The sequence below is a fragment of the Salmonella sp. SJTUF15591 genome, from assembly GCF_043356435.1.
Taxonomy (GTDB): Bacteria; Pseudomonadota; Gammaproteobacteria; order Enterobacterales; family Enterobacteriaceae; genus Salmonella; species Salmonella enterica.
Genome location: NZ_JBEUJO010000004.1, coordinates 482296 through 506137 on the forward strand (window position 1 = coordinate 482296; position 23842 = coordinate 506137).

The window sequence follows — 23842 nt, forward strand, 5'->3', positions numbered from 1 at the left end:
GGACGATTGAAGCTATTATATTACGGCTGTGGATGTTCATTATGGCGTTCGATGTGCATTCCAGATAGTCAGAGGCGGTGTAGTCCATTAATCAACTGTTAACAAAGGATATTATCATGCCTGAAGGCCCGGAAATTCGTCGTGCGGCGGATAACCTGGAGGCGGCAATCAAAGGCAAACCCTTAACCGATGTCTGGTTTGCCTTTGCACAGTTAAAACCGTATGAATCGCAACTTACCGGTCAAATTGTTACCCGGATAGAGACGCGGGGAAAAGCGTTATTGACCCACTTTTCAAATGGCCTGACGCTCTACAGCCACAACCAACTCTATGGCGTATGGCGGGTGATCGATACTGGTGAAATACCGCAGACCACGCGTATATTGCGCGTCAGGCTACAAACGGCGGATAAAACTATTCTGCTTTATAGCGCGTCTGATATCGAAATGCTGACAGCAGAGCAGCTCACGACGCACCCTTTTTTACAGCGGGTCGGTCCGGATGTGCTGGACGCGCGTCTCACTCCGGAAGAGGTTAAAGCTCGATTGCTGTCGCCGCGTTTTCGCAACCGACAATTTTCCGGGCTGTTGCTGGATCAGGCCTTTCTGGCGGGATTGGGGAATTATCTGCGCGTTGAAATCCTCTGGCAGGTAGGGTTAACCGGACAGCATAAAGCGAAAGATCTCAACGAGGCGCAACTGAATGCGCTTTCTCACGCGCTGTTGGATATTCCGCGCCTGTCCTACACGACTCGCGGTCAGGCGGATGAAAACAAGCATCATGGCGCACTGTTTCGCTTTAAGGTTTTCCACCGTGACGGCGAAGCGTGCGAGCGGTGCGGCGGCATTATTGAAAAGACAACACTGTCCTCACGCCCGTTTTACTGGTGCTCGCATTGCCAGAAATAGCCGGAACCGCCATCGGCGAGCGGCTATTGCCTGATGGCGCGACGCTTATCAGTCCTACAAAGGTTGTCTGGGCGCATAGGTTGATATAAAACGGGCCACTGCTGGCCCAGTTAACAGAATGCTGAACAGCCGTAGGGTTTGCATTGCCATGATGAGCGCCATATCGGCACTGCTTCCTGCCGCGATCGCGGCAACCGTATCCAGACCACCGGGACTGGTGGCGAGATAAGCCGTCATAAAATCAATCTGCATGTAGTAAGCCATTCCCCACGCCATCGCGGCGCAAATCGCCATCAGCGCGAAAATTGACAATAAGATTTGCGGCAATGGCCGCAGCGCCATAAAAAACACCTGTCTGTCAAAGCCCAGCCCAATACGCCAGCCTATCGCCATATACGCCACGGCCAGCAGCCATTCGGGTAATTCAATTTCAATGATGCCTTGCGAATGGAGAAGCGCGCCTGCCAACATGGGGAGCAGCATCGTGCCGGAAGGGATACGCAACAGGCGACCGGCAATGCCCGCCACGATCGCTAATAACAGCGTCGTCAATAAATTACCGCTAAGCGGCGGAAACCAGACCACCTGTTGGCTGACCGTTGCCGCGCTGTCGCCGAGTATCAGGCGTGTCACCAGCACCGCCGCGCCAGCCACAAACAGTACCCGCAGATACTGCATAAACGCCACCAGGCGGATATCCGCCCCGTAATCTTGCGCCATCGCTACCATTGCCGCCGCACCGCCCGGCGAAGACCCCCATGCGCCGGTATTGCCGGGCAGCGAGCTGTAACGTACCAGCAGCCAGCCGACTACCGCGCTGGAAAGCAGCGTCACCAGCAACACTAAAAGCACGACCGGCCAGTAGAGGGCGAGGGTGGTCAATATCGAACCGGTTAGATTTTGGGCGATCATACAGCCGAGAATTGCCTGCGCGGCGAGAAAAATACCGCGCGGAAGTTGTAGCGTACTACCTCGCAAACTCAACACGATACCCGCAATCATTGGACCGAGCAGCATTGCCGCCGGAAGGTGCAGATAGAGAAAAATAAGGGAAATGAGCAGCGATAACAGGAACAACAAAAACCACTGCAGAATCGGCATTCCATGCTCCCTGAATGATATTTAGCGAAACCTTAATTAATCATAGAGAGTAACGGGGTAAGAATAAAATAATGAGGATAAGAAAAAAGGGAAAATGTACCGGATGGCGAGGGTTGCGTCGCCATCCGGTTGTCAATTAACGCTTCAGCGCCGATTTAAAATCGCGTTTATCGTAGCCGGTATACAGCTGACGAGGACGGGCGATTTTCATGCCGTCAGTGTGCATTTCATTCCAGTGTGCAATCCAGCCAACGGTACGCGCCATGGCGAAGATCACGGTGAACATGGAGGACGGAATGCCCATCGCTTTCAGAATGATGCCGGAGTAGAAGTCTACGTTCGGGTACAGTTTCTTCTCGATGAAGTACGGGTCGTTGAGCGCAATGTGCTCAAGCTCCATCGCCACTTCCAGCAGATCATCTTTGGTGCCCAGCTCTTTCAGCACTTCATGGCAGGTTTCACGCATCACGGTGGCGCGCGGATCGTAGTTTTTGTAAACACGGTGACCGAAGCCCATCAGGCGGAAAGAATCATTCTTGTCTTTCGCACGGCGAACAAATTCCGGAATGTGTTTAACAGAGCTGATTTCTTCCAGCATTTTCAGCGCGGCTTCGTTGGCGCCGCCGTGCGCGGGTCCCCACAGGGAGGCGATCCCGGCGGCAATGCAGGCGAATGGGTTAGCGCCGCTTGAACCTGCGGTACGTACCGTTGACGTAGAGGCGTTCTGCTCATGGTCAGCGTGCAGGATCAGAATACGGTCCATCGCGCGCTCCAGTACCGGATTCACTTCATAGGTTTCACACGGCGTGGAGAACATCATGTTCAGGAAGTTACCGGCGTAGGAAAGGTCGTTGCGCGGATAAACAAACGGCTGACCGATGGAATATTTGTAACACATCGCCGCCATGGTCGGCATTTTGGACAGCAGGCGGAACGCCGCGATTTCACGGTGGCGCGGATTGTTCACATCCAGCGAGTCGTGGTAGAACGCTGCCAGCGCGCCAGTGATCCCGCACATTACCGCCATCGGATGTGAGTCGCGACGGAAAGCATGGAACAGGCGAGTGATTTGCTCATGGATCATCGTATGGCGGGTGACTGTCGTTCTGAACTCGTCATACTCTTCCTGCGTCGGTTTTTCGCCGTACAGCAGGATGTAACAGACTTCCAGATAGTTGGAATCGGTAGCAAGCTGGTCAATCGGGAAACCGCGATGCAACAAAATGCCTTCGTCGCCGTCGATGAAGGTGATTTTAGATTCGCAGGATGCGGTAGAGGTGAAACCAGGGTCAAAAGTAAAAACTCCTTTTGAACCGAGACTACGAATATCAATAACATCTTGACCGAGTGTGCCTTTTAGCACATCCAGTTCAATAGCAGTGTCACCAGTAAGGGTGATTTTTGCCTTTGTATCAGCCATTTACGGTCTCCTTAGCGCCTTATTGCTTAAGACTGCCGGAACTCAGACTTGCCTTCTCCACGTCATCTTCCTCGTCGTTAGTGCAGGGAAAATTCTGTGTATGCATCAATCAACCGTTACCAGTTTGTTATTTGGCTCGCCGCTCTGTGAAAGAGGGGATGACCTGGGTACAGAGCAATGGGCGCTTGCAGGTAACGGCTTGATTAATTTCGAATTAGCAGCAAATCAGGAACGTAGCAATCCGAGTAATGTAACCTGTCTATCACTAATAACTGTCCTGAAAGAATGGGTCAATATCATTGTACTGTTGCATAACTTATTAACAGGTGAAAGAGTGACCCCATAACTTTTACGCATTATATGCTTTTTCTGGTGTCGTTTGTAACAATTTTGTTTAATGTTTGTCAAATCAGATGATTGAAAATTAAAAAAATGTTGTTATCGTGACCTGTGTCACTGTTCAGGATAAAACCCGACAAACTATATGTAGGTTAATTGTAATGATTTTGTGAACGTCCTATACTGCCGCCAGGTCTCCGGAATACCCTGCAATCCCGAGCCACCCAGCGTTGTAACGTGTCGTTTTAGCTACTGGAAGCAGTGTTTTACATGACGCGCAGTTATAGAAAGGACGCTGTCTGACCCGCACGCAGACCGGAGGAAGGAAATCCCGTCGTCTTTCTGGCTACAGGTAGATTCACCTCTGTAACCGAAGTCTTAAGGGAATAATAAGAACAGCATGTGGGCGTTATTCATGATAAGAAATGTGAAAAAACAAAGACCTGTCAATCTGGATCTACAAACGATTCGGTTCCCCATCACAGCGATAGCGTCCATTCTCCATCGCGTATCAGGTGTGATTACTTTCATCGCCGTCGGCATACTACTGTGGCTACTGGGCACCAGCCTCTCTTCTCCGGAAGGATTCCAGCAGGCTGCCGACATCATGGACGGCTTCATCGTTAAATTTATCATGTGGGGCATCCTTACCGCGCTGGCGTATCACGTCATCGTGGGAGTTCGTCACATGTTAATGGATTTTGGCTATCTGGAAGAAACATTCGAAGCGGGTCAACGCTCTGCCAAAATCTCTTTTGTTATCACTGTCGTGCTTTCACTTCTCGCAGGAGTCCTCGTATGGTAAGCAACGCCTCCGCATTAGGACGCAATGGCGTACATGACTTCATCCTGGTCCGTGCTACCGCTATCGTTCTGACGTTATACATCATCTACATGGTGGGTTTTTTCGCCACGAGCGGCGAACTGACCTTTGAAGCCTGGACCGGTTTCTTCTCATCGGCCTTCACCAAAGTCTTCACCCTGCTGGCGCTTTTTTCCATCTTGATTCATGCCTGGATCGGCATGTGGCAGGTGTTAACCGACTACGTTAAACCACTGGCAGTGCGTCTGATACTGCAACTCGTTATTGTTGTTGCGCTGGTGGTTTACGTCATCTATGGATTTGTTGTGGTGTGGGGTGTGTAATGAAACTGCCAGTCAGAGAATTTGATGCTGTTGTGATTGGTGCCGGTGGCGCAGGTATGCGCGCGGCGCTGCAAATTTCCCAGAGCGGCCAAACCTGTGCGCTGCTCTCGAAAGTCTTCCCGACCCGTTCCCATACCGTTTCCGCGCAGGGCGGTATCACCGTGGCGCTCGGCAATACCCATGAAGATAACTGGGAATGGCACATGTACGACACCGTTAAGGGGTCGGACTACATTGGTGACCAGGATGCCATCGAATATATGTGTAAGACCGGACCGGAAGCGATTCTGGAACTGGAGCACATGGGGCTACCGTTCTCCCGTCTTGATGATGGACGTATCTATCAGCGCCCGTTCGGCGGCCAGTCGAAAAACTTTGGCGGCGAGCAGGCGGCACGTACCGCGGCAGCGGCTGACCGTACCGGTCACGCCTTGCTGCACACGCTGTATCAACAGAATTTGAAAAACCACACCACGATTTTCTCCGAATGGTATGCGCTGGATCTGGTGAAAAACCAGGATGGCGCGGTGGTGGGGTGTACCGCACTGTGCATCGAAACCGGTGAAGTGGTGTACTTCAAAGCCCGCGCGACGGTGCTGGCGACCGGCGGCGCAGGCCGTATCTACCAGTCCACCACCAACGCTCACATCAACACCGGTGACGGTGTCGGTATGGCGCTGCGTGCCGGTGTCCCGGTGCAGGACATGGAAATGTGGCAGTTCCACCCAACCGGCATCGCCGGGGCGGGCGTGCTGGTGACAGAAGGCTGCCGCGGCGAAGGCGGTTACCTGCTGAACAAACACGGCGAGCGCTTTATGGAGCGTTATGCGCCGAACGCCAAAGACCTGGCGGGTCGTGACGTGGTGGCGCGTTCCATCATGATCGAAATCCGTGAAGGCCGCGGCTGCGATGGTCCGTGGGGGCCGCACGCTAAACTGAAACTGGATCATCTGGGTAAAGAGGTGCTGGAATCTCGCCTGCCGGGTATCCTGGAGCTGTCCCGCACTTTCGCTCACGTCGATCCGGTGAAAGAGCCGATTCCGGTTATCCCGACCTGCCACTACATGATGGGCGGTATTCCGACTAAAGTGACCGGTCAGGCGCTGACCGTGAACGAGCAGGGCGAAGATGTGGTGATTCCGGGGCTGTTTGCGGTAGGCGAAATCGCCTGTGTATCGGTTCACGGCGCCAACCGTCTGGGCGGTAACTCACTGCTGGATCTGGTGGTCTTTGGCCGCGCGGCGGGGCTGCATTTACAGGAATCCATCGCCGAACAGGGCGTGCTGCGCGACGCCAGCGAGTCTGACGTTGAAGGTTCTCTGGAGCGCCTGAATCGCTGGAACAATAACCGCAATGGCGAAGATCCGGTGGCTATCCGCAAAGCGTTGCAGGAGTGTATGCAGCATAACTTCTCCGTATTCCGTGAAGGCGACGCGATGGCGAAAGGGCTTGAGCAGTTGAAAGTGATCCGCGAGCGTCTGAAAAACGCCCGTCTGGATGACACGTCCAGCGAGTTTAATACCCAGCGTGTTGAGTGTCTGGAGCTGGATAACCTGATGGAAACTGCCTACGCCACTGCCGTATCAGCCAACTTCCGAACGGAAAGCCGCGGCGCGCATAGCCGCTTCGATTTCCCGGAGCGTGATGATGCCAACTGGTTGTGTCATACCCTGTATCAACCGCAAACGGAATCCATGACGCGCCGAAGCGTCAATATGGAACCGAAACTGCGTCCGGCGTTCCCGCCGAAGATTCGTACTTATTAATTGCGGAGACAGGATGATGAAACTCGAATTTTCGATTTATCGTTATAACCCGGATGTCGATAACGCTCCGCGTATGCAGGATTACACCCTGGAAGGCGAAGAAGGGCGCGACATGATGCTGCTGGATGCGTTAATCCAGCTTAAAGAAAAAGATCCCAGCCTTTCTTTCCGCCGTTCCTGCCGCGAAGGCGTGTGTGGTTCTGATGGTTTGAATATGAACGGTAAGAATGGTCTGGCCTGTATTACCCCTATTTCGGCGCTGACTCAGCCGGGTAAGAAGATTGTGATTCGCCCGCTGCCCGGTTTGCCGGTGATCCGCGATTTGGTGGTAGACATGGGGCAATTCTACGCACAATATGAGAAGATTAAGCCTTACTTATTGAATAATGGGCAAAATCCACCGGCTCGTGAGCATCTGCAGATGCCGGAGCAGCGTGAAAAACTCGATGGGTTGTATGAATGTATTCTTTGCGCCTGTTGCTCAACATCCTGTCCGTCATTCTGGTGGAACCCGGATAAGTTTATCGGTCCGGCGGGGCTGCTCGCGGCGTATCGATTCCTGATCGATAGTCGTGATACCGAGACCGACAGTCGTCTGGAAGGGATGAGCGATGCATTCAGCGTATTCCGCTGTCACAGCATTATGAACTGCGTCAGTGTATGTCCTAAGGGACTGAACCCGACGCGCGCTATCGGCCATATTAAGTCGATGCTGTTGCAGCGTAGCGCGTAAGTAGTTGTAGTGGTTGCCGGATGGCGACGTACCGTCTTATCCGGCCTACAGGCGCAATCCCGTAGGCCTGATAAGCGCAGCGCCATCAGGCAATAGAAGTGCAGGAAACCTCTAAAAACTGCCATATGATTAGTAATAATCGAGATGTTCAGAGCGAGACAAGGCGCGGTCTGAACGAATCTTCGGGAGCATAGTTAACTATGTGACCGGAGTGAGCGAAGGCCGCAACGCAGTCGTAGCCTGAACAGCGAAGATTATTAGACAGTTTTTAAAGGTTCCTTAGCGGACGCAGATGACACGACAGTCCGCAACAAGTGAACCCCGGCACGCATACGGCGTATGCGTGGTTAGTATCCACGGCGAAATACTCGTCATAGTTCACGTTGCATGTGCGTTGGCTGCACTTGCTCACCCCGGTCACTTACTGGATGTAAGCTCCCTGGGATTCGCAAGCTTGCCGCCTTCCTGAAACGTGACCTATTTAGAGTATTAAATAAGCAGAAAAGATGCTTAAGGGATCACGATGCAGAACAGCGCTTTGAAAGCCTGGTTGGACTCTTCTTACCTCTCTGGTTCGAATCAGAGCTGGATAGAACAGCTCTATGAAGACTTCTTAACCGATCCTGACTCGGTAGACGCTAACTGGCGTTTGACGTTCCAGCAGTTACCTGGTACCGGAGTCAAACCGGATCAACTCCATTCAAAAACACGTGAATATTTCCGGCGGCAGGCGTTGGCTGGCTCACGTCACTCTTCTACGATTTCCGACCCTGACACCAATGTGAAGCAGGTTAAAGTCCTGCAGCTTATCAACGCTTATCGTTTCCGTGGCCATCAGCATGCAAACCTCGATCCGCTGGGACTGTGGAAACAAGAACGCGTGGCGGATCTGGACCCTTCTTTCCATGATTTGACCGAGGCCGATTTCCAGGAAACCTTCAATGTCGGCTCCTTTGCCAGCGGCAAAGAGACGATGAAGCTGGGCGAGCTGCTCGACGCGCTCAAACAGACCTACTGCGGCCCGATTGGCGCTGAGTATATGCACATCACCAGCACCGAAGAGAAACGCTGGATCCAACAGCGCATCGAATCCGGTCGTGCGGCCTTTAGCGCTGACGAGAAAAAACGCTTCCTGAACGAACTGACCGCCGCTGAAGGGCTGGAACGTTATCTGGGCGCCAAATTCCCGGGTGCGAAACGTTTCTCGCTCGAGGGGGGAGATGCGCTGATACCCATGCTGAAAGAGATGGTTCGCCATGCGGGTAACAGCGGCACTCGCGAAGTGGTGCTGGGGATGGCGCACCGCGGTCGCCTGAACGTGCTGATCAACGTACTGGGTAAAAAACCGCAGGATCTGTTCGACGAATTTGCCGGTAAGCATAAAGAACATCTGGGTACCGGCGACGTGAAGTATCACATGGGCTTCTCGTCAGATATCGAAACCGAAGGCGGTCTGGTTCACCTGGCGCTGGCGTTTAACCCATCGCATCTGGAAATTGTGAGCCCGGTGGTGATGGGCTCCGTGCGCGCCCGTCTGGACAGACTGGACGAACCGAGCAGCAACAAAGTGTTGCCGATCACTATTCACGGCGACGCCGCGGTGACCGGCCAGGGCGTGGTTCAGGAAACCCTGAACATGTCGAAAGCGCGCGGTTACGAAGTGGGCGGTACGGTACGTATCGTTATCAACAACCAGGTGGGTTTCACCACCTCTAACCCACTGGATGCGCGTTCAACGCCTTACTGCACCGATATCGGTAAAATGGTCCAGGCGCCGATTTTCCACGTCAATGCGGACGATCCGGAAGCCGTCGCTTTTGTGACCCGTCTGGCGCTGGACTTCCGTAACACCTTTAAACGCGATGTGTTCATCGATCTGGTGTGCTACCGCCGTCACGGCCACAACGAAGCCGACGAGCCAAGCGCAACCCAGCCGCTGATGTACCAGAAAATCAAAAAGCATCCGACGCCGCGTAAAATCTACGCCGACAAACTGGAAGCTGATAAGGTCGCAACGCTGGAAGATGCCACCGAAATGGTCAACCTCTATCGCGATGCGCTGGATGCAGGCGAATGCGTGGTGAAAGAGTGGCGTCCGATGAATATGCACTCGTTCACCTGGTCGCCGTATCTAAACCACGAATGGGATGAAGCATACCCGAACAAGGTAGAAATGAAGCGTCTGCAGGAGCTGGCAAAACGTATCAGCACCGTGCCGGAAGCCATTGAAATGCAGTCTCGCGTGGCGAAAATTTATGGCGACCGTCAGGCAATGGCGGCAGGCGAGAAATTGTTTGACTGGGGCGGCGCGGAAAATCTGGCTTACGCCACGCTGGTCGATGAAGGCATTTCGGTGCGCCTGTCCGGGGAAGACTCCGGTCGCGGCACCTTCTTCCATCGTCATGCGGTGATCCACAACCAGACGAACGGCTCAACGTATACGCCGTTGCAGCATATTCACAGCGGTCAGGGACAGTTTAAAGTCTGGGACTCCGTGCTGTCTGAAGAAGCGGTACTGGCTTTTGAATACGGTTATGCCACGGCGGAACCACGTACCCTGACTATCTGGGAAGCGCAGTTTGGCGATTTTGCCAACGGCGCGCAGGTAGTGATTGACCAGTTCATCTCCTCCGGCGAGCAGAAATGGGGCCGGATGTGCGGTCTGGTGATGCTGTTGCCGCACGGCTATGAAGGGCAGGGGCCGGAGCACTCTTCCGCGCGTCTGGAACGTTATCTGCAACTTTGCGCCGAGCAGAATATGCAGGTTTGCGTGCCGTCCACCCCGGCGCAGGTCTACCATATGCTGCGCCGTCAGGCGCTGCGCGGGATGCGTCGTCCGCTGGTGGTGATGTCGCCGAAATCGCTGCTGCGTCACCCGCTGGCGGTTTCCACGCTTGATGAACTGGCGAACGGTTCCTTCCAGCCGGCCATTGGCGAAATTGACGAGCTGGACCCTAAAGCCGTAAAACGCGTGGTAATGTGTTCTGGTAAGGTTTATTACGACCTGCTGGAACAACGTCGCAAAAACGACCAGAAAGATGTCGCTATCGTGCGCATCGAACAGCTCTATCCGTTCCCGCATAAAGCGGTGCAGGAAGCGCTGCAACCATACGCTCACGTCCATGATTTTGTCTGGTGCCAGGAAGAGCCGCTCAACCAGGGCGCATGGTACTGCAGTCAGCATCATTTCCGTGAAGTGATTCCGTTTGGGGCCGCTCTGCGTTATGCAGGTCGCCCGGCCTCCGCCTCTCCGGCGGTAGGGTATATGTCCGTTCACCAGAAACAGCAACAAGATCTGGTTAATGACGCGCTGAACGTCGATTAAATAAAGGATAAATAATGAGTAGCGTAGATATTCTTGTTCCCGACCTGCCTGAGTCCGTAGCGGACGCGACCGTCGCCACCTGGCATAAAAAACCGGGTGATGCGGTTGTTCGTGACGAAGTGCTGGTAGAAATCGAAACTGACAAAGTGGTACTGGAAGTACCGGCATCAGCGGACGGCATTCTGGATGCGGTTCTGGAAGAGGAGGGGACGACTGTCACCTCTCGCCAGATCCTGGGTCGCCTGCGTGAAGGCAACAGCGCGGGTAAAGAGACCAGCGCCAAATCTGAAGAGAAAGCGTCTACGCCGGCACAGCGCCAGCAGGCGTCGCTGGAAGAACAAAACAACGATGCGCTCAGCCCGGCGATCCGTCGCCTGCTGGCTGAACACAATCTGGAAGCCAGCGCCATTAAAGGCACTGGTGTGGGTGGGCGTCTGACCCGTGAAGATGTGGAAAAACATCTGGCGAAAGGCGAGTCTAAAGCACCCGCTGTTGAACCTGCAGCACAACCCGCTCTGAGCGCGCGCGGCGAAAAACGCGTGCCAATGACCCGCCTGCGTAAGCGCGTGGCCGAGCGTCTGCTGGAAGCGAAAAATTCTACCGCCATGCTGACGACCTTCAATGAAGTCAACATGAAGCCGATTATGGATTTGCGTAAGCAGTATGGCGAAGTGTTTGAAAAACGTCATGGTATCCGCCTGGGCTTTATGTCCTTCTACGTGAAAGCGGTAGTGGAAGCGCTGAAGCGTTATCCGGAGGTGAACGCCTCTATCGACGGCGATGACGTGGTGTACCACAACTACTTTGATGTGAGCATGGCGGTGTCTACGCCGCGCGGCCTGGTCACGCCGGTCCTGCGTGACGTGGATACGCTGGGCATGGCTGACATCGAGAAAAAAATTAAAGAACTGGCTGTCAAAGGCCGCGACGGCAAGCTGACCGTAGAAGATCTGACCGGTGGTAACTTTACCATTACCAACGGCGGCGTATTCGGTTCGCTGATGTCTACCCCGATCATCAACCCGCCGCAGAGCGCGATTCTGGGAATGCATGCTATTAAAGACAGGCCGATGGCGGTGGATGGCAAGGTGGAAATCCTGCCGATGATGTACCTGGCGCTCTCTTACGATCATCGCCTGATCGATGGTCGCGAATCCGTGGGCTTCCTGGTCACCATCAAAGAGTTGCTGGAAGATCCGACCCGTCTGCTGTTGGACGTGTAGTCAGCAAGAGCATCACCTGCTACCTGTAGGCTGGATAAGGCGTTCACGCCGCCATCCGGCGATGGTGTAATGCCTGATGGCGCGCAGCTTTCAGGCCTACAGGTCTAAAGATAACGATTACCTGAAGGATGGACAGAACACATGAACTTACATGAATATCAGGCAAAACAACTTTTTGCCCGCTATGGCTTACCGGCGCCGGTGGGTTATGCCTGTACTACTCCGCGTGAAGCCGAAGAAGCCGCGTCTAAAATCGGTGCCGGCCCGTGGGTAGTGAAATGTCAGGTTCACGCTGGCGGCCGCGGCAAAGCGGGCGGTGTGAAGGTAGTAAAAAGCAAGGAAGAGATTCGCGCCTTTGCGGAAAACTGGCTGGGCAAACGTCTGGTGACCTATCAAACAGACGCTAATGGCCAACCGGTAAACCAGATTCTGGTTGAAGCGGCGACCGACATCGGCAAAGAACTGTACCTCGGCGCGGTAGTTGACCGTAGTTCTCGTCGCGTGGTCTTTATGGCGTCTACCGAAGGCGGCGTAGAGATCGAAAAAGTCGCGGAGGAAACCCCGCATCTGATCCATAAAGTCGCGCTCGATCCGCTGACCGGCCCGATGCCGTATCAGGGACGGGAGCTGGCGTTCAAATTGGGTCTGGAAGGTAAACTGGTGCAGCAGTTCACCAAAATCTTTATGGGCCTGGCAACCATTTTCCTTGAGCGCGACCTGGCGCTGATCGAAATCAACCCGCTGGTGATCACTAAGCAGGGCGATCTGATTTGCCTCGACGGCAAGCTGGGCGCTGACGGCAACGCGCTGTTCCGCCAGCCGGATCTGCGCGAAATGCGTGACCAGTCTCAGGAAGACCCGCGTGAAGCGCAGGCGGCGCAGTGGGAACTGAACTACGTCGCGCTGGACGGCAACATCGGTTGCATGGTGAACGGCGCGGGCCTGGCGATGGGCACCATGGACATCGTTAAGCTGCATGGCGGCGAACCGGCTAACTTCCTTGACGTGGGCGGCGGCGCAACCAAAGAGCGCGTCACCGAAGCGTTTAAAATCATCCTCTCGGATGACAACGTGAAAGCGGTTCTGGTTAACATCTTCGGCGGTATCGTCCGTTGTGACCTGATTGCCGACGGTATCATCGGCGCGGTGGAAGAAGTGGGCGTGAACGTTCCGGTGGTGGTGCGTCTGGAAGGCAACAACGCCGAACTCGGCGCGAAGAAACTGGCTGACAGTGGCCTGAATATTATTGCAGCGAAAAGTCTGACGGATGCAGCTCAGCAGGTTGTTGCCGCAGTGGAGGGGAAATAATGTCCGTTTTAATTAATAAAGATACCAAGGTTATCTGCCAGGGCTTCACCGGTAGCCAGGGGACTTTCCACTCCGAACAGGCGATTGCTTACGGTACGCAAATGGTCGGCGGCGTAACGCCGGGCAAAGGCGGCACCACGCATCTGGGTCTGCCGGTGTTCAACACCGTGCGCGAAGCGGTAGAAGCTACCGGTGCGACCGCATCCGTTATCTACGTCCCGGCGCCGTTCTGCAAAGACTCCATTCTGGAAGCGATCGACGCAGGCATCAAACTGATTATCACCATCACCGAAGGTATTCCGACGCTGGATATGCTGACCGTGAAAGTGAAGCTGGACGAAGCAGGCGTACGCATGATCGGCCCGAACTGCCCAGGTGTGATCACCCCGGGCGAATGCAAAATCGGCATCATGCCGGGTCACATTCATAAGCCGGGTAAAGTGGGTATCGTTTCCCGTTCCGGCACGCTGACCTATGAAGCGGTTAAGCAGACCACCGACTACGGTTTCGGCCAGTCCACCTGCGTGGGTATCGGCGGCGACCCGATCCCGGGCTCTAACTTCATCGACATTCTGAAACTGTTCCAGGAAGATCCGCAGACCGAAGCGATCGTGATGATCGGCGAGATCGGCGGCAGCGCGGAAGAAGAAGCGGCGGCTTACATTAAAGACCACGTGACCAAGCCGGTTGTTGGCTATATCGCGGGTGTTACCGCGCCGAAAGGCAAGCGTATGGGCCACGCTGGCGCCATCATTGCCGGTGGTAAAGGCACCGCGGATGAAAAATTCGCCGCGCTGGAAGCCGCGGGCGTGAAAACCGTTCGCAGCCTGGCCGATATCGGCGAAGCGCTGAAAGCAATTATAAAATAAAACTCGCTGTTCCTGCGGGAACAGATAAATGTCCGTTTTCGACATGGTTGGCCACCTTTACGGTGGCCTTTTTTATGGCTTTATTGTTTGTGGCAAAGTACGGGTGAAGCATCCGGGATATAAAATTATTGGCTTTGTAAATATTGAGCTATAGGAAAATGATGCCTCAGTAAAAAAACATGGTGGAGTCTAAAAATAATTGATAATAACCGTCTGGCAGCGGCAGTAAATTTACTCTGTTTGCCGGTTAACTCTTTTTCAGCAAATACAGATGCTGTCTTAGTGAAAGACCTGCCGACCTCACTGGAGACGGATTATGCGCTTTCCGCCATGAAAAAAACGCATCGCAGCATTACACTATGTTGACGCTAACCTCTATAGTAAATTGACGCTTGACTCTGTGGCCGCGCATGTTTGCCTGAGCGCGAACTACATGTCTCCTCAGATGTATCGCGCTTACACAGACTGCTTGTTTAATGGCAGAATAAAACAGCTATTTTAATCATAAGAGTACCGGCATTATTTCCCTGAAGTATTAAAGATATCGTTTAATAAATTATATGAACTTTTGCTGATTAAAAGAGGTTAACTTTAAAAATTATTAAGAACTTATTGACACTATTCGTTCGTGATTAATCATGTTTAAAGGGTATTTATGGCTGCAAATAAACAGAATTATCACTATGAGTGACGTAGAAATTGAGGGTGAATCTGTGAAGGTGATAACAGAATCTTCGCTATAATAATTATAGAGAGGTAAAAACGGTGTCATTGAAATAAAGAAAAAGTAGCGAATAAAATGTTTGTTTCTGGCTATCTGGAAAGCTTATTAGCGATAATTAAGGCGATAACCTGGCAAGATGATCCTGGCCGTTAGTCGTCGGGAAAGGGAAGTTCGGGCAGGGTAATCCCGGTGGGATGATGGCGCGTGTGCAATGAGATAGTTTCTTTGCGGTGTTAATTATAAGTAAAATAAAAATAGACTAAATGTATAAAATAATAAGTGTTGATAATCTGCAGAAAAAATCTGTGAGCTATTTAGCAATAATTGAACATCAATGTGGAATGTTTTTTACGGGATGCGGGGCAGTAAAAAACGCACAAAATGTTTAGCCTTACCGAATAAGCCTCTTTTTGCAGGGAGTTTGAAATTACTCTTTGCAAAAACAAAAAGTTAACAAAAAATTCACCATGCATTCAATGAATAAACATTATTAACATTAACTTCAAAAATTGATTTTAATCAATATTTAAATGTTGGAAAAGAGCATCAAAACTGGTTAAATTGTCCGTGATCAAATTCCCTGAAAAGCGATAGATTAGCCATAAATTGATCGCTGTCGAAAAAAGCAAATCTGACCCACTAAAAACCTGTTTATTGTAAGGGTTTTACGGCGTAATATATTTGCGGGATCAATTTGGGTTTTTTATTAACATGTTTGTAACTTTTCATCATTACTGTTTCCTTCCCGAGGGGATAGTACGATGAGAGGCCGCAAATAAATTTGTATTGGGGCATGCGTGTGACCCTTTCTAACGGGGTTCACTCTCGGAGTCTTCATGCGATGAGCAAGGAGTCATGATGTTAGATATAGTCGAACTGTCGCGCTTACAGTTTGCCTTGACCGCGATGTACCACTTCCTGTTTGTGCCGCTAACGCTCGGTATGGCGTTCCTGCTGGCCATTATGGAAACGGTATACGTCCTTTCCGGCAAACAGATTTATAAAGATATGACCAAGTTCTGGGGCAAGTTGTTTGGTATCAACTTTGCTCTGGGTGTGGCTACCGGTTTGACCATGGAGTTCCAGTTCGGGACAAACTGGTCGTACTACTCCCACTATGTTGGGGACATCTTCGGTGCGCCGCTGGCCATCGAAGGTTTGATGGCCTTCTTCCTCGAATCCACCTTTGTAGGTCTGTTCTTCTTCGGCTGGGATCGTCTGAGTAAAGTTCAGCATATGTGCGTCACCTGGCTGGTGGCTCTGGGGTCCAACCTCTCCGCGTTGTGGATTCTGGTAGCGAACGGCTGGATGCAAAACCCAATCGCTGCGGATTTCAATTTCGAAACCATGCGTATGGAAATGGTGAGCTTCTCTGAACTGGTGCTGAACCCGGTAGCACAGGTGAAATTTGTTCACACTGTAGCGTCCGGCTATGTCACCGGCGCGATGTTCATCCTCGGTATCAGCGCTTACTACATGCTGAAAGGTCGTGACTTCGCCTTTGCTAAACGCTCCTTTGCTATTGCCGCCAGTTTCGGTATGGCTGCCGTACTGTCCGTTATCGTACTCGGTGACGAATCCGGTTACGAAATGGGCGATGTGCAGAAAACCAAGCTCGCTGCGATTGAAGCTGAATGGGAAACGCAACCTGCTCCGGCCTCCTTTACCCTGTTCGGCATTCCTGACCAGGACAAACAGGAAAACCATCTGGCGATTCAGATCCCTTATGCGCTCGGCATTATCGCTACGCGTTCCGTGGACACGCCGGTTATTGGCCTGAAAGATCTCATGGTTCAGCATGAAGAGCGTATCCGTAACGGGATGAAAGCCTATGAACTGCTGGAGCAGCTGCGCGCCGGTTCTACCGACCAGGCCGTTCGCGACCAGTTTAACAGCATGAAGAAAGATCTCGGTTACGGCCTGCTGCTGAAACGCTATACGCCTAATGTGACTGACGCGACCGAAGCGCAGATCCAGCAAGCGACGAAAGATTCCATTCCTCGCGTTGCGCCGCTGTACTTCGCTTTCCGTATCATGGTGGCGTGCGGCTTCCTGCTGCTGGCGATCATCGCACTTTCCTTCTGGAGCGTGATTCGTAACCGCATCGGTGAGAAAAAATGGCTGTTGCGCGCGGCGCTGTACGGTATTCCACTGCCGTGGATTGCGGTTGAAGCAGGTTGGTTCGTCGCCGAATATGGTCGTCAGCCGTGGGCGATCGGCGAAGTGTTGCCGACAGCCGTGGCGAACTCATCGCTGACCGTGGGCGATCTGCTGTTCTCCATGTTCCTGATTTGCGGCCTGTATACCCTGTTCCTGGTGGCAGAATTGTTCCTGATGTTCAAATTTGCACGCCTTGGCCCAAGCAGCCTGAAAACCGGTCGCTATCACTTTGAGCAGTCCACCGTGACTTCTCAGCCGGCACGCTAAGACAGGAGTCGTCAAATGATCGATTATGAAGTACTACGTTTTATCTGGTGGCTGCTGGTTGGCATTTTGCTAATTGGTTTCGCTGTCACCGATGGGTTCGACATGGGGGTGGGGATGCTCACCCGTTTCCTCGGTCGTAACGACACCGAACGTCGAATTATGATTAACTCTATCGCCCCGCACTGGGACGGTAACCAGGTGTGGTTGATCACCGCGGGCGGCGCGTTGTTTGCTGCCTGGCCGATGGTTTACGCTGCGGCGTTCTCCGGTTTCTATGTGGCGATGATCCTGGTGCTGGCGTCTTTGTTCTTCCGTCCGGTCGGTTTTGATTACCGTTCCAAGATTGAAGACCCGCGCTGGCGCAACATGTGGGACTGGGGCGTGTTCATCGGTAGCTTTGTGCCGCCGCTGGTGATTGGCGTGGCCTTTGGCAACCTGTTGCAGGGCGTACCGTTCCATGTAGATGAGTATCTGCGTCTGTACTACACCGGTAACTTCTTCCAGTTGTTGAACCCGTTTGGTCTGCTGGCGGGTATCGTAAGCGTAGGGATGATCATCACGCAGGGGGCGACTTACCTGCAAATGCGTACCGTTGGCGAACTGCACCTGCGCGCGCGCGCCACTTCGCAGATTGCGGCGTTGGTGACATTAGTGTGCTTTGCGCTGGCGGGCGTTTGGGTAATGTATGGTATTGATGGTTATGTCGTGACATCCGCGATTGATCATCATGCCGCCTCTAACCCGCTGACTAAAGAAGTGGCGCGTGAAGCTGGCGCCTGGCTGGTGAACTTTAATAATGCTCCGATCCTGTGGTTGGTTCCGGCTCTGGGCGTGGTTCTGCCGCTGCTGACTATCCTGACTTCCCGTATGGAGAAAGGCGCGTGGGCATTCCTGTTCTCTTCGCTGACCCTGGCCTGCATTATTCTGACGGCGGGTATCGCTATGTTCCCGTTTGTGATGCCGTCCAGCACGATGATGAATGCCAGCCTGACCATGTGGGATGCGACATCCAGCCAGATGACGCTGAACCTGATGACCTGGGTTGCGGCGGTGTTCGTACCGATCATTCTGATCTACACCAGCTGGTGTTACTGGAAAATGTTCGGTCGTATCACTAAAGAACATATTGAAAGCAACACCCACTCTCTGTACTAAGTAAGGAGCTTAAAATGTGGTATTTCGCATGGATTCTGGGAACGCTTCTTGCCTGTGCATTCGGGATCATTACCGCCCTGGCGCTTGAGCACGTTGAAGCGGGTAAAACCGGTCAAGAAGAAAGCTAATGACCCATATTATCGCAAAACTGTATGCGGTAATGGACAAGCGCCCGTTAAGGGCGCTTTCCTTCGTGATGGCGATAGTGCTGGCAGGATGTATGTTCTGGGACCCGTCACGGTTTGCCGCCAGGACCAGCACGCTTGAAATCTGGCACGGATTACTGCTGATGTGGGCGGTTTGCGCAGGCATAATCCACGGCGTGGGTTTTCGCCCTGAATCCGTACACTGGCAAGGGATTTTTTGTCCGCTCCTTGCGGATATCGTCCTTATCGTTGGCCTGATTTTCTTCTTCTTGTGAATAAGAAACCTCCTTAAAAATATAGGGGCTTGCATAAGCCCATATATTTTTACTCTCCCTTAACTTCCCCCCATTCCCAAGCCTCATTCCCGCGCGTATAGTAGCAACGTTTAAAAGCTCTACTTTTGTTGCATTACCGGGATGTAAAGTGAATACAAGGCGATATACAACGGCATTCTTGAGGCATTACGGCGGCAAGCGGATGACGCCAACAAAGAGGCTGCAGGGATGAATAAGTATATGTTTCGATGGCCAATTCGAGTTTATTACGAAGACACGGACGCCGGCGGTGTGGTTTATCACGCCAGCTATGTCGCTTTTTATGAAAGAGCGCGCACGGAGATGCTGCGTCACCATCACTTCAGCCAACAGGTGCTGCTGGCGGAGCGGGTCGCCTTTGTGGTGCGCAAGATGACGCTGGAATACTATGCGCCTGCGCGGCTCGACGATATGCTTGAAGTTCAAACAGAAATTACGTCAATGCGTGGCACCGCTTTGGTTTTCACGCAACGCATTGTCAACGCAGAGAACACGCTGCTAAATGAAGCAGAGGTTCTGATTGTTTGCGTTGATCCACTCAAAATGAAGCCTCGTGCGCTTCCTAAGTCTATTGTCGCGGAGTTTAAGCAGTGACTGACATGAATATCCTTGATTTGTTCCTGAAGGCAAGCCTTCTGGTTAAACTTATCATGTTGATTTTGATTGGTTTTTCAATAGCATCCTGGGCCATCATTATCCAGCGAACGCGTATCCTGAACGCCGCTGCGCGTGAGGCGGAAGCGTTTGAAGATAAATTCTGGTCCGGAATCGAACTATCGCGTCTGTACCAGGAAAGCCAGGGGAGACGCGATAGTCTGTCGGGCTCGGAACAAATCTTTTATAGCGGGTTCAAAGAGTTTGTCCGGCTCCATCGCGCCAACAGCCATGCGCCGGAGGCAGTGGTAGAGGGGGCGTCGCGTGCGATGCGCATCTCCATGAACCGAGAGCTGGAAACGCTGGAAACGCATATCCCGTTTCTTGGCACGGTAGGCTCTATCAGTCCTTATATCGGTCTGTTTGGCACCGTCTGGGGGATTATGCATGCGTTTATCGCCCTGGGCGCGGTGAAACAGGCGACTCTGCAAATGGTTGCGCCGGGTATTGCCGAAGCATTGATTGCCACGGCGATTGGTCTGTTTGCCGCCATCCCTGCGGTTATGGCTTACAACCGACTGAATCAGCGCGTGAACAAGCTGGAACTGAATTACGACAACTTTATGGAAGAGTTCACCGCGATTCTGCACCGCCAGGCGTTTACCGTAAGCGAAAGCAACAAGGGGTAAGCCATGGCCAGAACGCGTGGACGAGGTCGTCGCGAACTTAAGTCCGAAATCAATATTGTACCGCTGCTCGACGTACTGTTGGTGCTGCTGCTGATCTTTATGGCAACCGCGCCGATCATTACCCAGAGCGTGGAAGTCGACTTGCCGGAGGCGAATCAGTCGCAGGCGGTCAGTAGTAACGACGATCCACCGGTCATTATTGAGGTTTCCGGAGTAGGGCAATACAGCGTAGTGGTTGATAAAGATCGAATGGATCAACTGCCGTCTGAACAGGTGATCGCAGAAGTAAAGCGTCATCTGCAGGCTAATCCGAAAACAGTCTTTTTAATCGGCGGCGCGAAAGAGGTGCCGTACGATGAAATAATTAAAGCGCTGAACTTGTTACACAGCGCGGGCGTAAAATCGGTTGGCTTAATGACGCAGCCAATCTGAAGTCTGCGTCCCGTTGGCTTGAAAGACGGCGAGTAACAGGCGAACAGTTTTTTGGGAACCGAGAGTGTCAAAGGCAACCGAACAAAACGACAAGCTCAAACGGGCGATAATTATTTCAGCCGTGCTGCATATCATCTTATTTGCAGTGCTGATCTGGAGTTCGTTTGATGAGCATATAGAGGCTTCTGCCGGCGGCGGCGGCGGTTCCGCTATCGACGCGGTGATGGTCGATCCTGGCGCCGTTGTGCAACAGTACAACCGTCAGCAGGATCAACAGGCCAGCGCCAGACGCGCGGAAGAAGAGCGTAAAAAGCTGCAACAGCAGCAAGCAGAGGAGCTGCAGCAGAAGCAGGCTGCCGAACAGGAGCGGTTGAAACAACTTGAGAAAGAACGTTTAGCGGCTCAGGAGCAGCAAAAGCAGGCTGAAGAAGCGGCAAAACTGGCGCAACAGCAGCAGCAACAGGCCGAAGAAGCGGCGAAAGCGGCGGCGGACGCGAAGAAAAAAGCGGAGGCCGAAGCGGCGAAAGCGGCGGCGGACGCGAAGAAGAAAGCAGAGGCCGAGGCGGTAAAAGCGGCAGCGGACGCGAAGAAGAAAGCGGAAGCCGAAGCGGCGAAAGCAGCGGCGGAGGCGAAGAAGAAAGCAGAGGCCGAAGCGGCGAAAGCAACGGCGGAGGCGAAGAAGAAAGCGGAAGCCGAAGCGGCGAAAGCAGCGGCGGAGGCGAAGAAGAAAGCGGATGCCGAGGCGGCGAAAGCGGCGGCGGAGGCGAAGAAGAAAGCGGATGCCGCGGCGGCGAAAGCAGCGGCGGACGCTAAGAAGAAAGCGGCTGCCGAAAAAGCGGCCGCCGCAGAAGGCGTCGACGATCTGCTTGGCGATCTCAGCTCGGGTAAGAATGCGCCGAAAACCGGCGGCGGCGCGAAAGGGAATGGCCAGCCATCGAAAGATAGCGGTACATCGGGCGCTAACGGTGGGGCGACAGGCGCTGATATCAGCGCCTACGCGAAACAGATTCAGGTCGCCATTCAGAGCCGTCTGTATGATGCGAGCCTGTATCAGGGCAAACAATGTGTCTTGCATATTAGCCTGGCGCCGGATGGCTCATTAAAAAGCATTACGTCTGAGGGCGGCGATCCGGCGCTTTGTCAGGCAGCGTTAATGGCGGCAAAAACCGCGAAAATTCCTAAACCGCCAAGCCAGGCTGTTTATGAGAAAATAAAGGATGCCAAACTAGACTTTAAACTGTAGATACTTTTCTTTATGGAAGTTGGAGCGGTTGAGTTGTTACTGGTCCTGGTGGTTTTGTGTATTTGAGTTTGTTAACATTCTGCTAAATTATCGTGGGTCGCAGGCCCAGGTATGGGAGATATGATGAAGCAGGCATTACGAGTAGCATTTGGTTTTCTGATGCTGTGGGCGGCAGTGCTGCACGCAGAAGTCCGTATCGAGATCACCCAGGGGGTGGACTCGGCGCGACCGATTGGCGTTGTGCCTTTTAAATGGGCCGGGCCGGGCGCTGCGCCTGAAGATATCGGCGGCATCGTGGCGGCAGATTTACGCAACAGCGGTAAATTTAATCCGTTAGACCGGTCCCGACTGCCGCAGCAGCCAGCCACCGCTCAGGAAGTTCAGCCTACCGCATGGTCTGCGCTGGGTATTGATGCCGTCGTCGTTGGGCAGGTAACGCCGAATCCGGACGGTTCCTACAATGTTGCTTATCAGCTGGTTGACACTGGCGGCGCGCCGGGAACTGTACTGGCGCAAAACTCTTATAAAGTGAACAAGCAGTGGCTGCGTTATGCAGGCCATACCGCCAGTGACGAAGTCTTTGAAAAACTGACGGGCATTAAGGGCGCGTTCCGTACTCGTATCGCCTATGTGGTACAGACTAACGGCGGTCAGTTCCCGTATGAACTGCGTGTGTCGGATTACGATGGCTACAATCAGTTCGTGGTGCACCGTTCTCCGCAGCCGTTGATGTCTCCGGCGTGGTCTCCGGACGGCTCAAAACTGGCTTACGTGACATTTGAAAGCGGTCGCTCCGCGCTGGTTATCCAGACGCTGGCAAACGGCGCAGTGCGTCAGGTTGCGTCCTTCCCGCGTCACAACGGCGCGCCGGCCTTCTCGCCGGATGGGACGAAACTGGCGTTCGCGTTATCGAAAACCGGAAGTCTGAACCTGTACGTTATGGATCTCGCCTCCGGTCAGATTCGTCAGATAACGGACGGCCGTAGCAACAATACGGAGCCGACCTGGTTCCCGGACAGCCAGACTCTGGCCTTTACTTCTGACCAGGCTGGACGTCCGCAAGTGTATAAAATGAACATTAACGGCGGTGCGGCGCAGCGTATTACCTGGGAAGGTTCGCAAAACCAGGATGCGGATGTCAGCAGCGACGGTAAATTTATGGTAATGGTAAGCTCAAATAACGGGCAGCAGCACATTGCCAAACAAGATCTGGTGACGGGTGGCGTACAGGTTCTGTCGTCAACGTTCCTGGATGAAACGCCAAGTCTGGCACCTAACGGCACGATGGTAATCTACAGCTCTTCTCAGGGGATGGGATCTGTGCTGAATTTGGTTTCTACAGATGGGCGTTTCAAAGCGCGTCTTCCGGCAACTGATGGTCAGGTGAAATCGCCTGCCTGGTCGCCGTATCTGTGATAATAATTAATTGATTACTAAAGGAATTAAAGAAATGCAACTGAACAAAGTGCTGAAGGGCCTGATGATTGCCCTGCCTGTTATGGCAATCGCGGCATGTTCTTCCAACAAGAACGCCAGCAATGACGGTAGCGAAGGCGGCATGCTGAACGGCGCCGGCACTGGTATGGACGCTAACGGCAACGGCAACATGTCATCTGAAGAGCAAGCGCGTCTGCAGATGCAGCAGCTGCAGCAGAACAACATCGTTTACTTCGATCTCGACAAGTACGATATCCGTTCTGATTTCGCGGCAATGCTGGATGCGCACGCTAACTTCCTGCGTAGCAACCCGTCTTACAAAGTCACCGTAGAAGGTCACGCGGACGAACGCGGTACTCCGGAGTACAACATCTCCCTGGGCGAACGTCGTGCTAACGCCGTTAAAATGTACCTGCAGGGTAAAGGCGTTTCCGCTGACCAGATCTCCATCGTTTCTTACGGTAAAGAAAAACCTGCCGTACTGGGCCACGACGAAGCGGCTTACGCTAAGAACCGTCGCGCTGTACTGGTTTACTAAGAGAA

At 53.0% G+C, this 23842-nt stretch carries 22 protein-coding genes; 20 read left to right on the forward strand and 2 right to left on the reverse strand.

Going from position 1 to position 23842, the window contains the following annotated elements:
• The first annotated feature begins 116 nt into the window (after positions 1 to 116).
• Complete coding sequence (gene nei / locus ABVM99_RS12405) at positions 117 to 908, forward strand: endonuclease VIII (protein ID WP_023194757.1); 792 nt, start codon at positions 117 to 119, stop codon at positions 906 to 908.
• A 54-nt stretch (positions 909 to 962) separates the two neighbouring features.
• Here nei and ABVM99_RS12410 read toward each other — a convergent pair whose 3' ends face one another.
• Positions 963 to 2009 (reverse strand): AbrB family transcriptional regulator, encoded by a 1047-nt coding sequence (locus tag ABVM99_RS12410; protein WP_023194756.1) that lies wholly within the window; start codon positions 2007 to 2009, stop codon positions 963 to 965.
• Between the two features lie 136 nt (positions 2010 to 2145).
• Positions 2146 to 3429: a citrate synthase gene (locus ABVM99_RS12415; protein ID WP_000785811.1), complete on the reverse strand. Its 1284-nt coding sequence runs from the start codon at positions 3427 to 3429 to the stop codon at positions 2146 to 2148.
• A gap of 100 nt (positions 3430 to 3529) precedes the next feature.
• Between ABVM99_RS12415 and ABVM99_RS12420 the strand changes: the two genes are divergently transcribed.
• The 19 genes from ABVM99_RS12420 (at position 3530) to pal (ending at position 23837) form a co-directional block, all read left to right on the forward strand.
• Entirely contained in the window at positions 3530 to 3775 is a 246-nt protein-coding gene (locus ABVM99_RS12420) for a hypothetical protein (protein ID WP_001539488.1), read from the forward strand.
• Between the two features lie 393 nt (positions 3776 to 4168).
• Positions 4169 to 4573, forward strand: a complete 405-nt coding sequence (sdhC, locus tag ABVM99_RS12425; RefSeq protein ID WP_024145431.1) for a succinate dehydrogenase cytochrome b556 subunit — start codon at positions 4169 to 4171, stop codon at positions 4571 to 4573.
• Complete coding sequence (sdhD, locus tag ABVM99_RS12430; RefSeq protein ID WP_000254356.1) at positions 4567 to 4914, forward strand: succinate dehydrogenase membrane anchor subunit; 348 nt, start codon at positions 4567 to 4569, stop codon at positions 4912 to 4914. Before sdhC ends, sdhD begins: the two co-directional genes overlap by 7 nt.
• Positions 4914 to 6680 carry a succinate dehydrogenase flavoprotein subunit gene (gene sdhA, locus ABVM99_RS12435; protein ID WP_000775561.1) on the forward strand — a complete coding sequence of 589 codons (1767 nt, stop codon included), beginning with the start codon at positions 4914 to 4916 and terminating at the stop codon, positions 6678 to 6680. The genes sdhD and sdhA overlap by 1 nt, the downstream gene beginning before the upstream one ends.
• Positions 6681 to 6696: 16 nt before the next feature.
• Entirely contained in the window at positions 6697 to 7413 is a 717-nt protein-coding gene (gene sdhB, locus ABVM99_RS12440) for a succinate dehydrogenase iron-sulfur subunit SdhB (protein ID WP_001537859.1), read from the forward strand.
• 523 nt (positions 7414 to 7936) lie between these two features.
• Positions 7937 to 10738: a 2-oxoglutarate dehydrogenase E1 component gene (gene sucA, locus ABVM99_RS12445; RefSeq protein ID WP_023194754.1), complete on the forward strand. Its 2802-nt coding sequence runs from the start codon at positions 7937 to 7939 to the stop codon at positions 10736 to 10738.
• A 14-nt stretch (positions 10739 to 10752) separates the two neighbouring features.
• Complete coding sequence (odhB, locus tag ABVM99_RS12450; RefSeq protein ID WP_023194753.1) at positions 10753 to 11961, forward strand: 2-oxoglutarate dehydrogenase complex dihydrolipoyllysine-residue succinyltransferase; 1209 nt, start codon at positions 10753 to 10755, stop codon at positions 11959 to 11961.
• Between the two features lie 141 nt (positions 11962 to 12102).
• Positions 12103 to 13269, forward strand: coding sequence for an ADP-forming succinate--CoA ligase subunit beta (gene sucC, locus ABVM99_RS12455; RefSeq protein WP_001048590.1), 1167 nt, complete (start codon positions 12103 to 12105; stop codon positions 13267 to 13269).
• Positions 13269 to 14138, forward strand: coding sequence for a succinate--CoA ligase subunit alpha (sucD, locus tag ABVM99_RS12460; protein ID WP_000114631.1), 870 nt, complete (start codon positions 13269 to 13271; stop codon positions 14136 to 14138). Before sucC ends, sucD begins: the two co-directional genes overlap by 1 nt.
• A 1582-nt stretch (positions 14139 to 15720) precedes the next feature.
• Positions 15721 to 17289, forward strand: coding sequence for a cytochrome ubiquinol oxidase subunit I (cydA, locus tag ABVM99_RS12465; protein WP_000884369.1), 1569 nt, complete (start codon positions 15721 to 15723; stop codon positions 17287 to 17289).
• Positions 17290 to 17304: 15 nt separating this feature from the next.
• Positions 17305 to 18444, forward strand: a complete 1140-nt coding sequence (cydB, locus tag ABVM99_RS12470) for a cytochrome d ubiquinol oxidase subunit II (RefSeq protein WP_000568258.1) — start codon at positions 17305 to 17307, stop codon at positions 18442 to 18444.
• A 14-nt stretch (positions 18445 to 18458) separates the two neighbouring features.
• Positions 18459 to 18572 (forward strand): cytochrome bd-I oxidase subunit CydX, encoded by a 114-nt coding sequence (gene cydX / locus ABVM99_RS12475; protein WP_000270278.1) that lies wholly within the window; start codon positions 18459 to 18461, stop codon positions 18570 to 18572.
• The gene (gene ybgE / locus ABVM99_RS12480; RefSeq protein WP_000148790.1) at positions 18572 to 18865 is read left to right on the forward strand and encodes a cyd operon protein YbgE; all 294 of its coding nucleotides are present in this window, start codon (positions 18572 to 18574) and stop codon (positions 18863 to 18865) included. The genes cydX and ybgE overlap by 1 nt, the downstream gene beginning before the upstream one ends.
• Before the next feature lie 228 nt (positions 18866 to 19093).
• A complete protein-coding gene (ybgC, locus tag ABVM99_RS12485) occupies positions 19094 to 19498 on the forward strand; it encodes a tol-pal system-associated acyl-CoA thioesterase (RefSeq protein ID WP_001046240.1) in 405 nt (134 codons plus the stop codon).
• On the forward strand, positions 19495 to 20187 hold the full coding sequence (gene tolQ / locus ABVM99_RS12490) for a Tol-Pal system protein TolQ (protein ID WP_000131318.1): 693 nt from the start codon (positions 19495 to 19497) through the stop codon (positions 20185 to 20187). The genes ybgC and tolQ overlap by 4 nt, the downstream gene beginning before the upstream one ends.
• Positions 20188 to 20190: 3 nt before the next feature.
• Entirely contained in the window at positions 20191 to 20619 is a 429-nt protein-coding gene (gene tolR / locus ABVM99_RS12495; RefSeq protein WP_000124676.1) for a colicin uptake protein TolR, read from the forward strand.
• A 64-nt stretch (positions 20620 to 20683) separates the two neighbouring features.
• Positions 20684 to 21862, forward strand: coding sequence for a cell envelope integrity protein TolA (gene tolA / locus ABVM99_RS12500; RefSeq protein WP_052938244.1), 1179 nt, complete (start codon positions 20684 to 20686; stop codon positions 21860 to 21862).
• A gap of 123 nt (positions 21863 to 21985) precedes the next feature.
• Positions 21986 to 23278 carry a Tol-Pal system beta propeller repeat protein TolB gene (gene tolB, locus ABVM99_RS12505; RefSeq protein ID WP_001562341.1) on the forward strand — a complete coding sequence of 431 codons (1293 nt, stop codon included), beginning with the start codon at positions 21986 to 21988 and terminating at the stop codon, positions 23276 to 23278.
• A 34-nt stretch (positions 23279 to 23312) separates the two neighbouring features.
• A complete protein-coding gene (pal, locus tag ABVM99_RS12510; RefSeq protein WP_001176621.1) occupies positions 23313 to 23837 on the forward strand; it encodes a peptidoglycan-associated lipoprotein Pal in 525 nt (174 codons plus the stop codon).
• Positions 23838 to 23842 lie beyond the last annotated feature (5 nt).

Bases quoted from the DNA above. Each gene is read 5' to 3' on its own strand.
- nei (WP_023194757.1), top strand. From the start codon at position 117: ATGCCTGAAGGCCCGGAAATTCGTCGTGCGGCGGATAACCTGGAGGCG.
- ABVM99_RS12410 (WP_023194756.1), bottom strand. From the start codon at position 2,009: ATGCCGATTCTGCAGTGGTTTTTGTTGTTCCTGTTATCGCTGCTCATT.
- ABVM99_RS12415 (WP_000785811.1), bottom strand. From the start codon at position 3,429: ATGGCTGATACAAAGGCAAAAATCACCCTTACTGGTGACACTGCTATT.
- ABVM99_RS12420 (WP_001539488.1), top strand. From the start codon at position 3,530: ATGCATCAATCAACCGTTACCAGTTTGTTATTTGGCTCGCCGCTCTGT.
- sdhC (WP_024145431.1), top strand. From the start codon at position 4,169: ATGTGGGCGTTATTCATGATAAGAAATGTGAAAAAACAAAGACCTGTC.
- sdhD (WP_000254356.1), top strand. From the start codon at position 4,567: ATGGTAAGCAACGCCTCCGCATTAGGACGCAATGGCGTACATGACTTC.
- sdhA (WP_000775561.1), top strand. From the start codon at position 4,914: ATGAAACTGCCAGTCAGAGAATTTGATGCTGTTGTGATTGGTGCCGGT.
- sdhB (WP_001537859.1), top strand. From the start codon at position 6,697: ATGAAACTCGAATTTTCGATTTATCGTTATAACCCGGATGTCGATAAC.
- sucA (WP_023194754.1), top strand. From the start codon at position 7,937: ATGCAGAACAGCGCTTTGAAAGCCTGGTTGGACTCTTCTTACCTCTCT.
- odhB (WP_023194753.1), top strand. From the start codon at position 10,753: ATGAGTAGCGTAGATATTCTTGTTCCCGACCTGCCTGAGTCCGTAGCG.
- sucC (WP_001048590.1), top strand. From the start codon at position 12,103: ATGAACTTACATGAATATCAGGCAAAACAACTTTTTGCCCGCTATGGC.
- sucD (WP_000114631.1), top strand. From the start codon at position 13,269: ATGTCCGTTTTAATTAATAAAGATACCAAGGTTATCTGCCAGGGCTTC.
- cydA (WP_000884369.1), top strand. From the start codon at position 15,721: ATGTTAGATATAGTCGAACTGTCGCGCTTACAGTTTGCCTTGACCGCG.
- cydB (WP_000568258.1), top strand. From the start codon at position 17,305: ATGATCGATTATGAAGTACTACGTTTTATCTGGTGGCTGCTGGTTGGC.
- cydX (WP_000270278.1), top strand. From the start codon at position 18,459: ATGTGGTATTTCGCATGGATTCTGGGAACGCTTCTTGCCTGTGCATTC.
- ybgE (WP_000148790.1), top strand. From the start codon at position 18,572: ATGACCCATATTATCGCAAAACTGTATGCGGTAATGGACAAGCGCCCG.
- ybgC (WP_001046240.1), top strand. From the start codon at position 19,094: ATGAATAAGTATATGTTTCGATGGCCAATTCGAGTTTATTACGAAGAC.
- tolR (WP_000124676.1), top strand. From the start codon at position 20,191: ATGGCCAGAACGCGTGGACGAGGTCGTCGCGAACTTAAGTCCGAAATC.
- tolB (WP_001562341.1), top strand. From the start codon at position 21,986: ATGAAGCAGGCATTACGAGTAGCATTTGGTTTTCTGATGCTGTGGGCG.
- pal (WP_001176621.1), top strand. From the start codon at position 23,313: ATGCAACTGAACAAAGTGCTGAAGGGCCTGATGATTGCCCTGCCTGTT.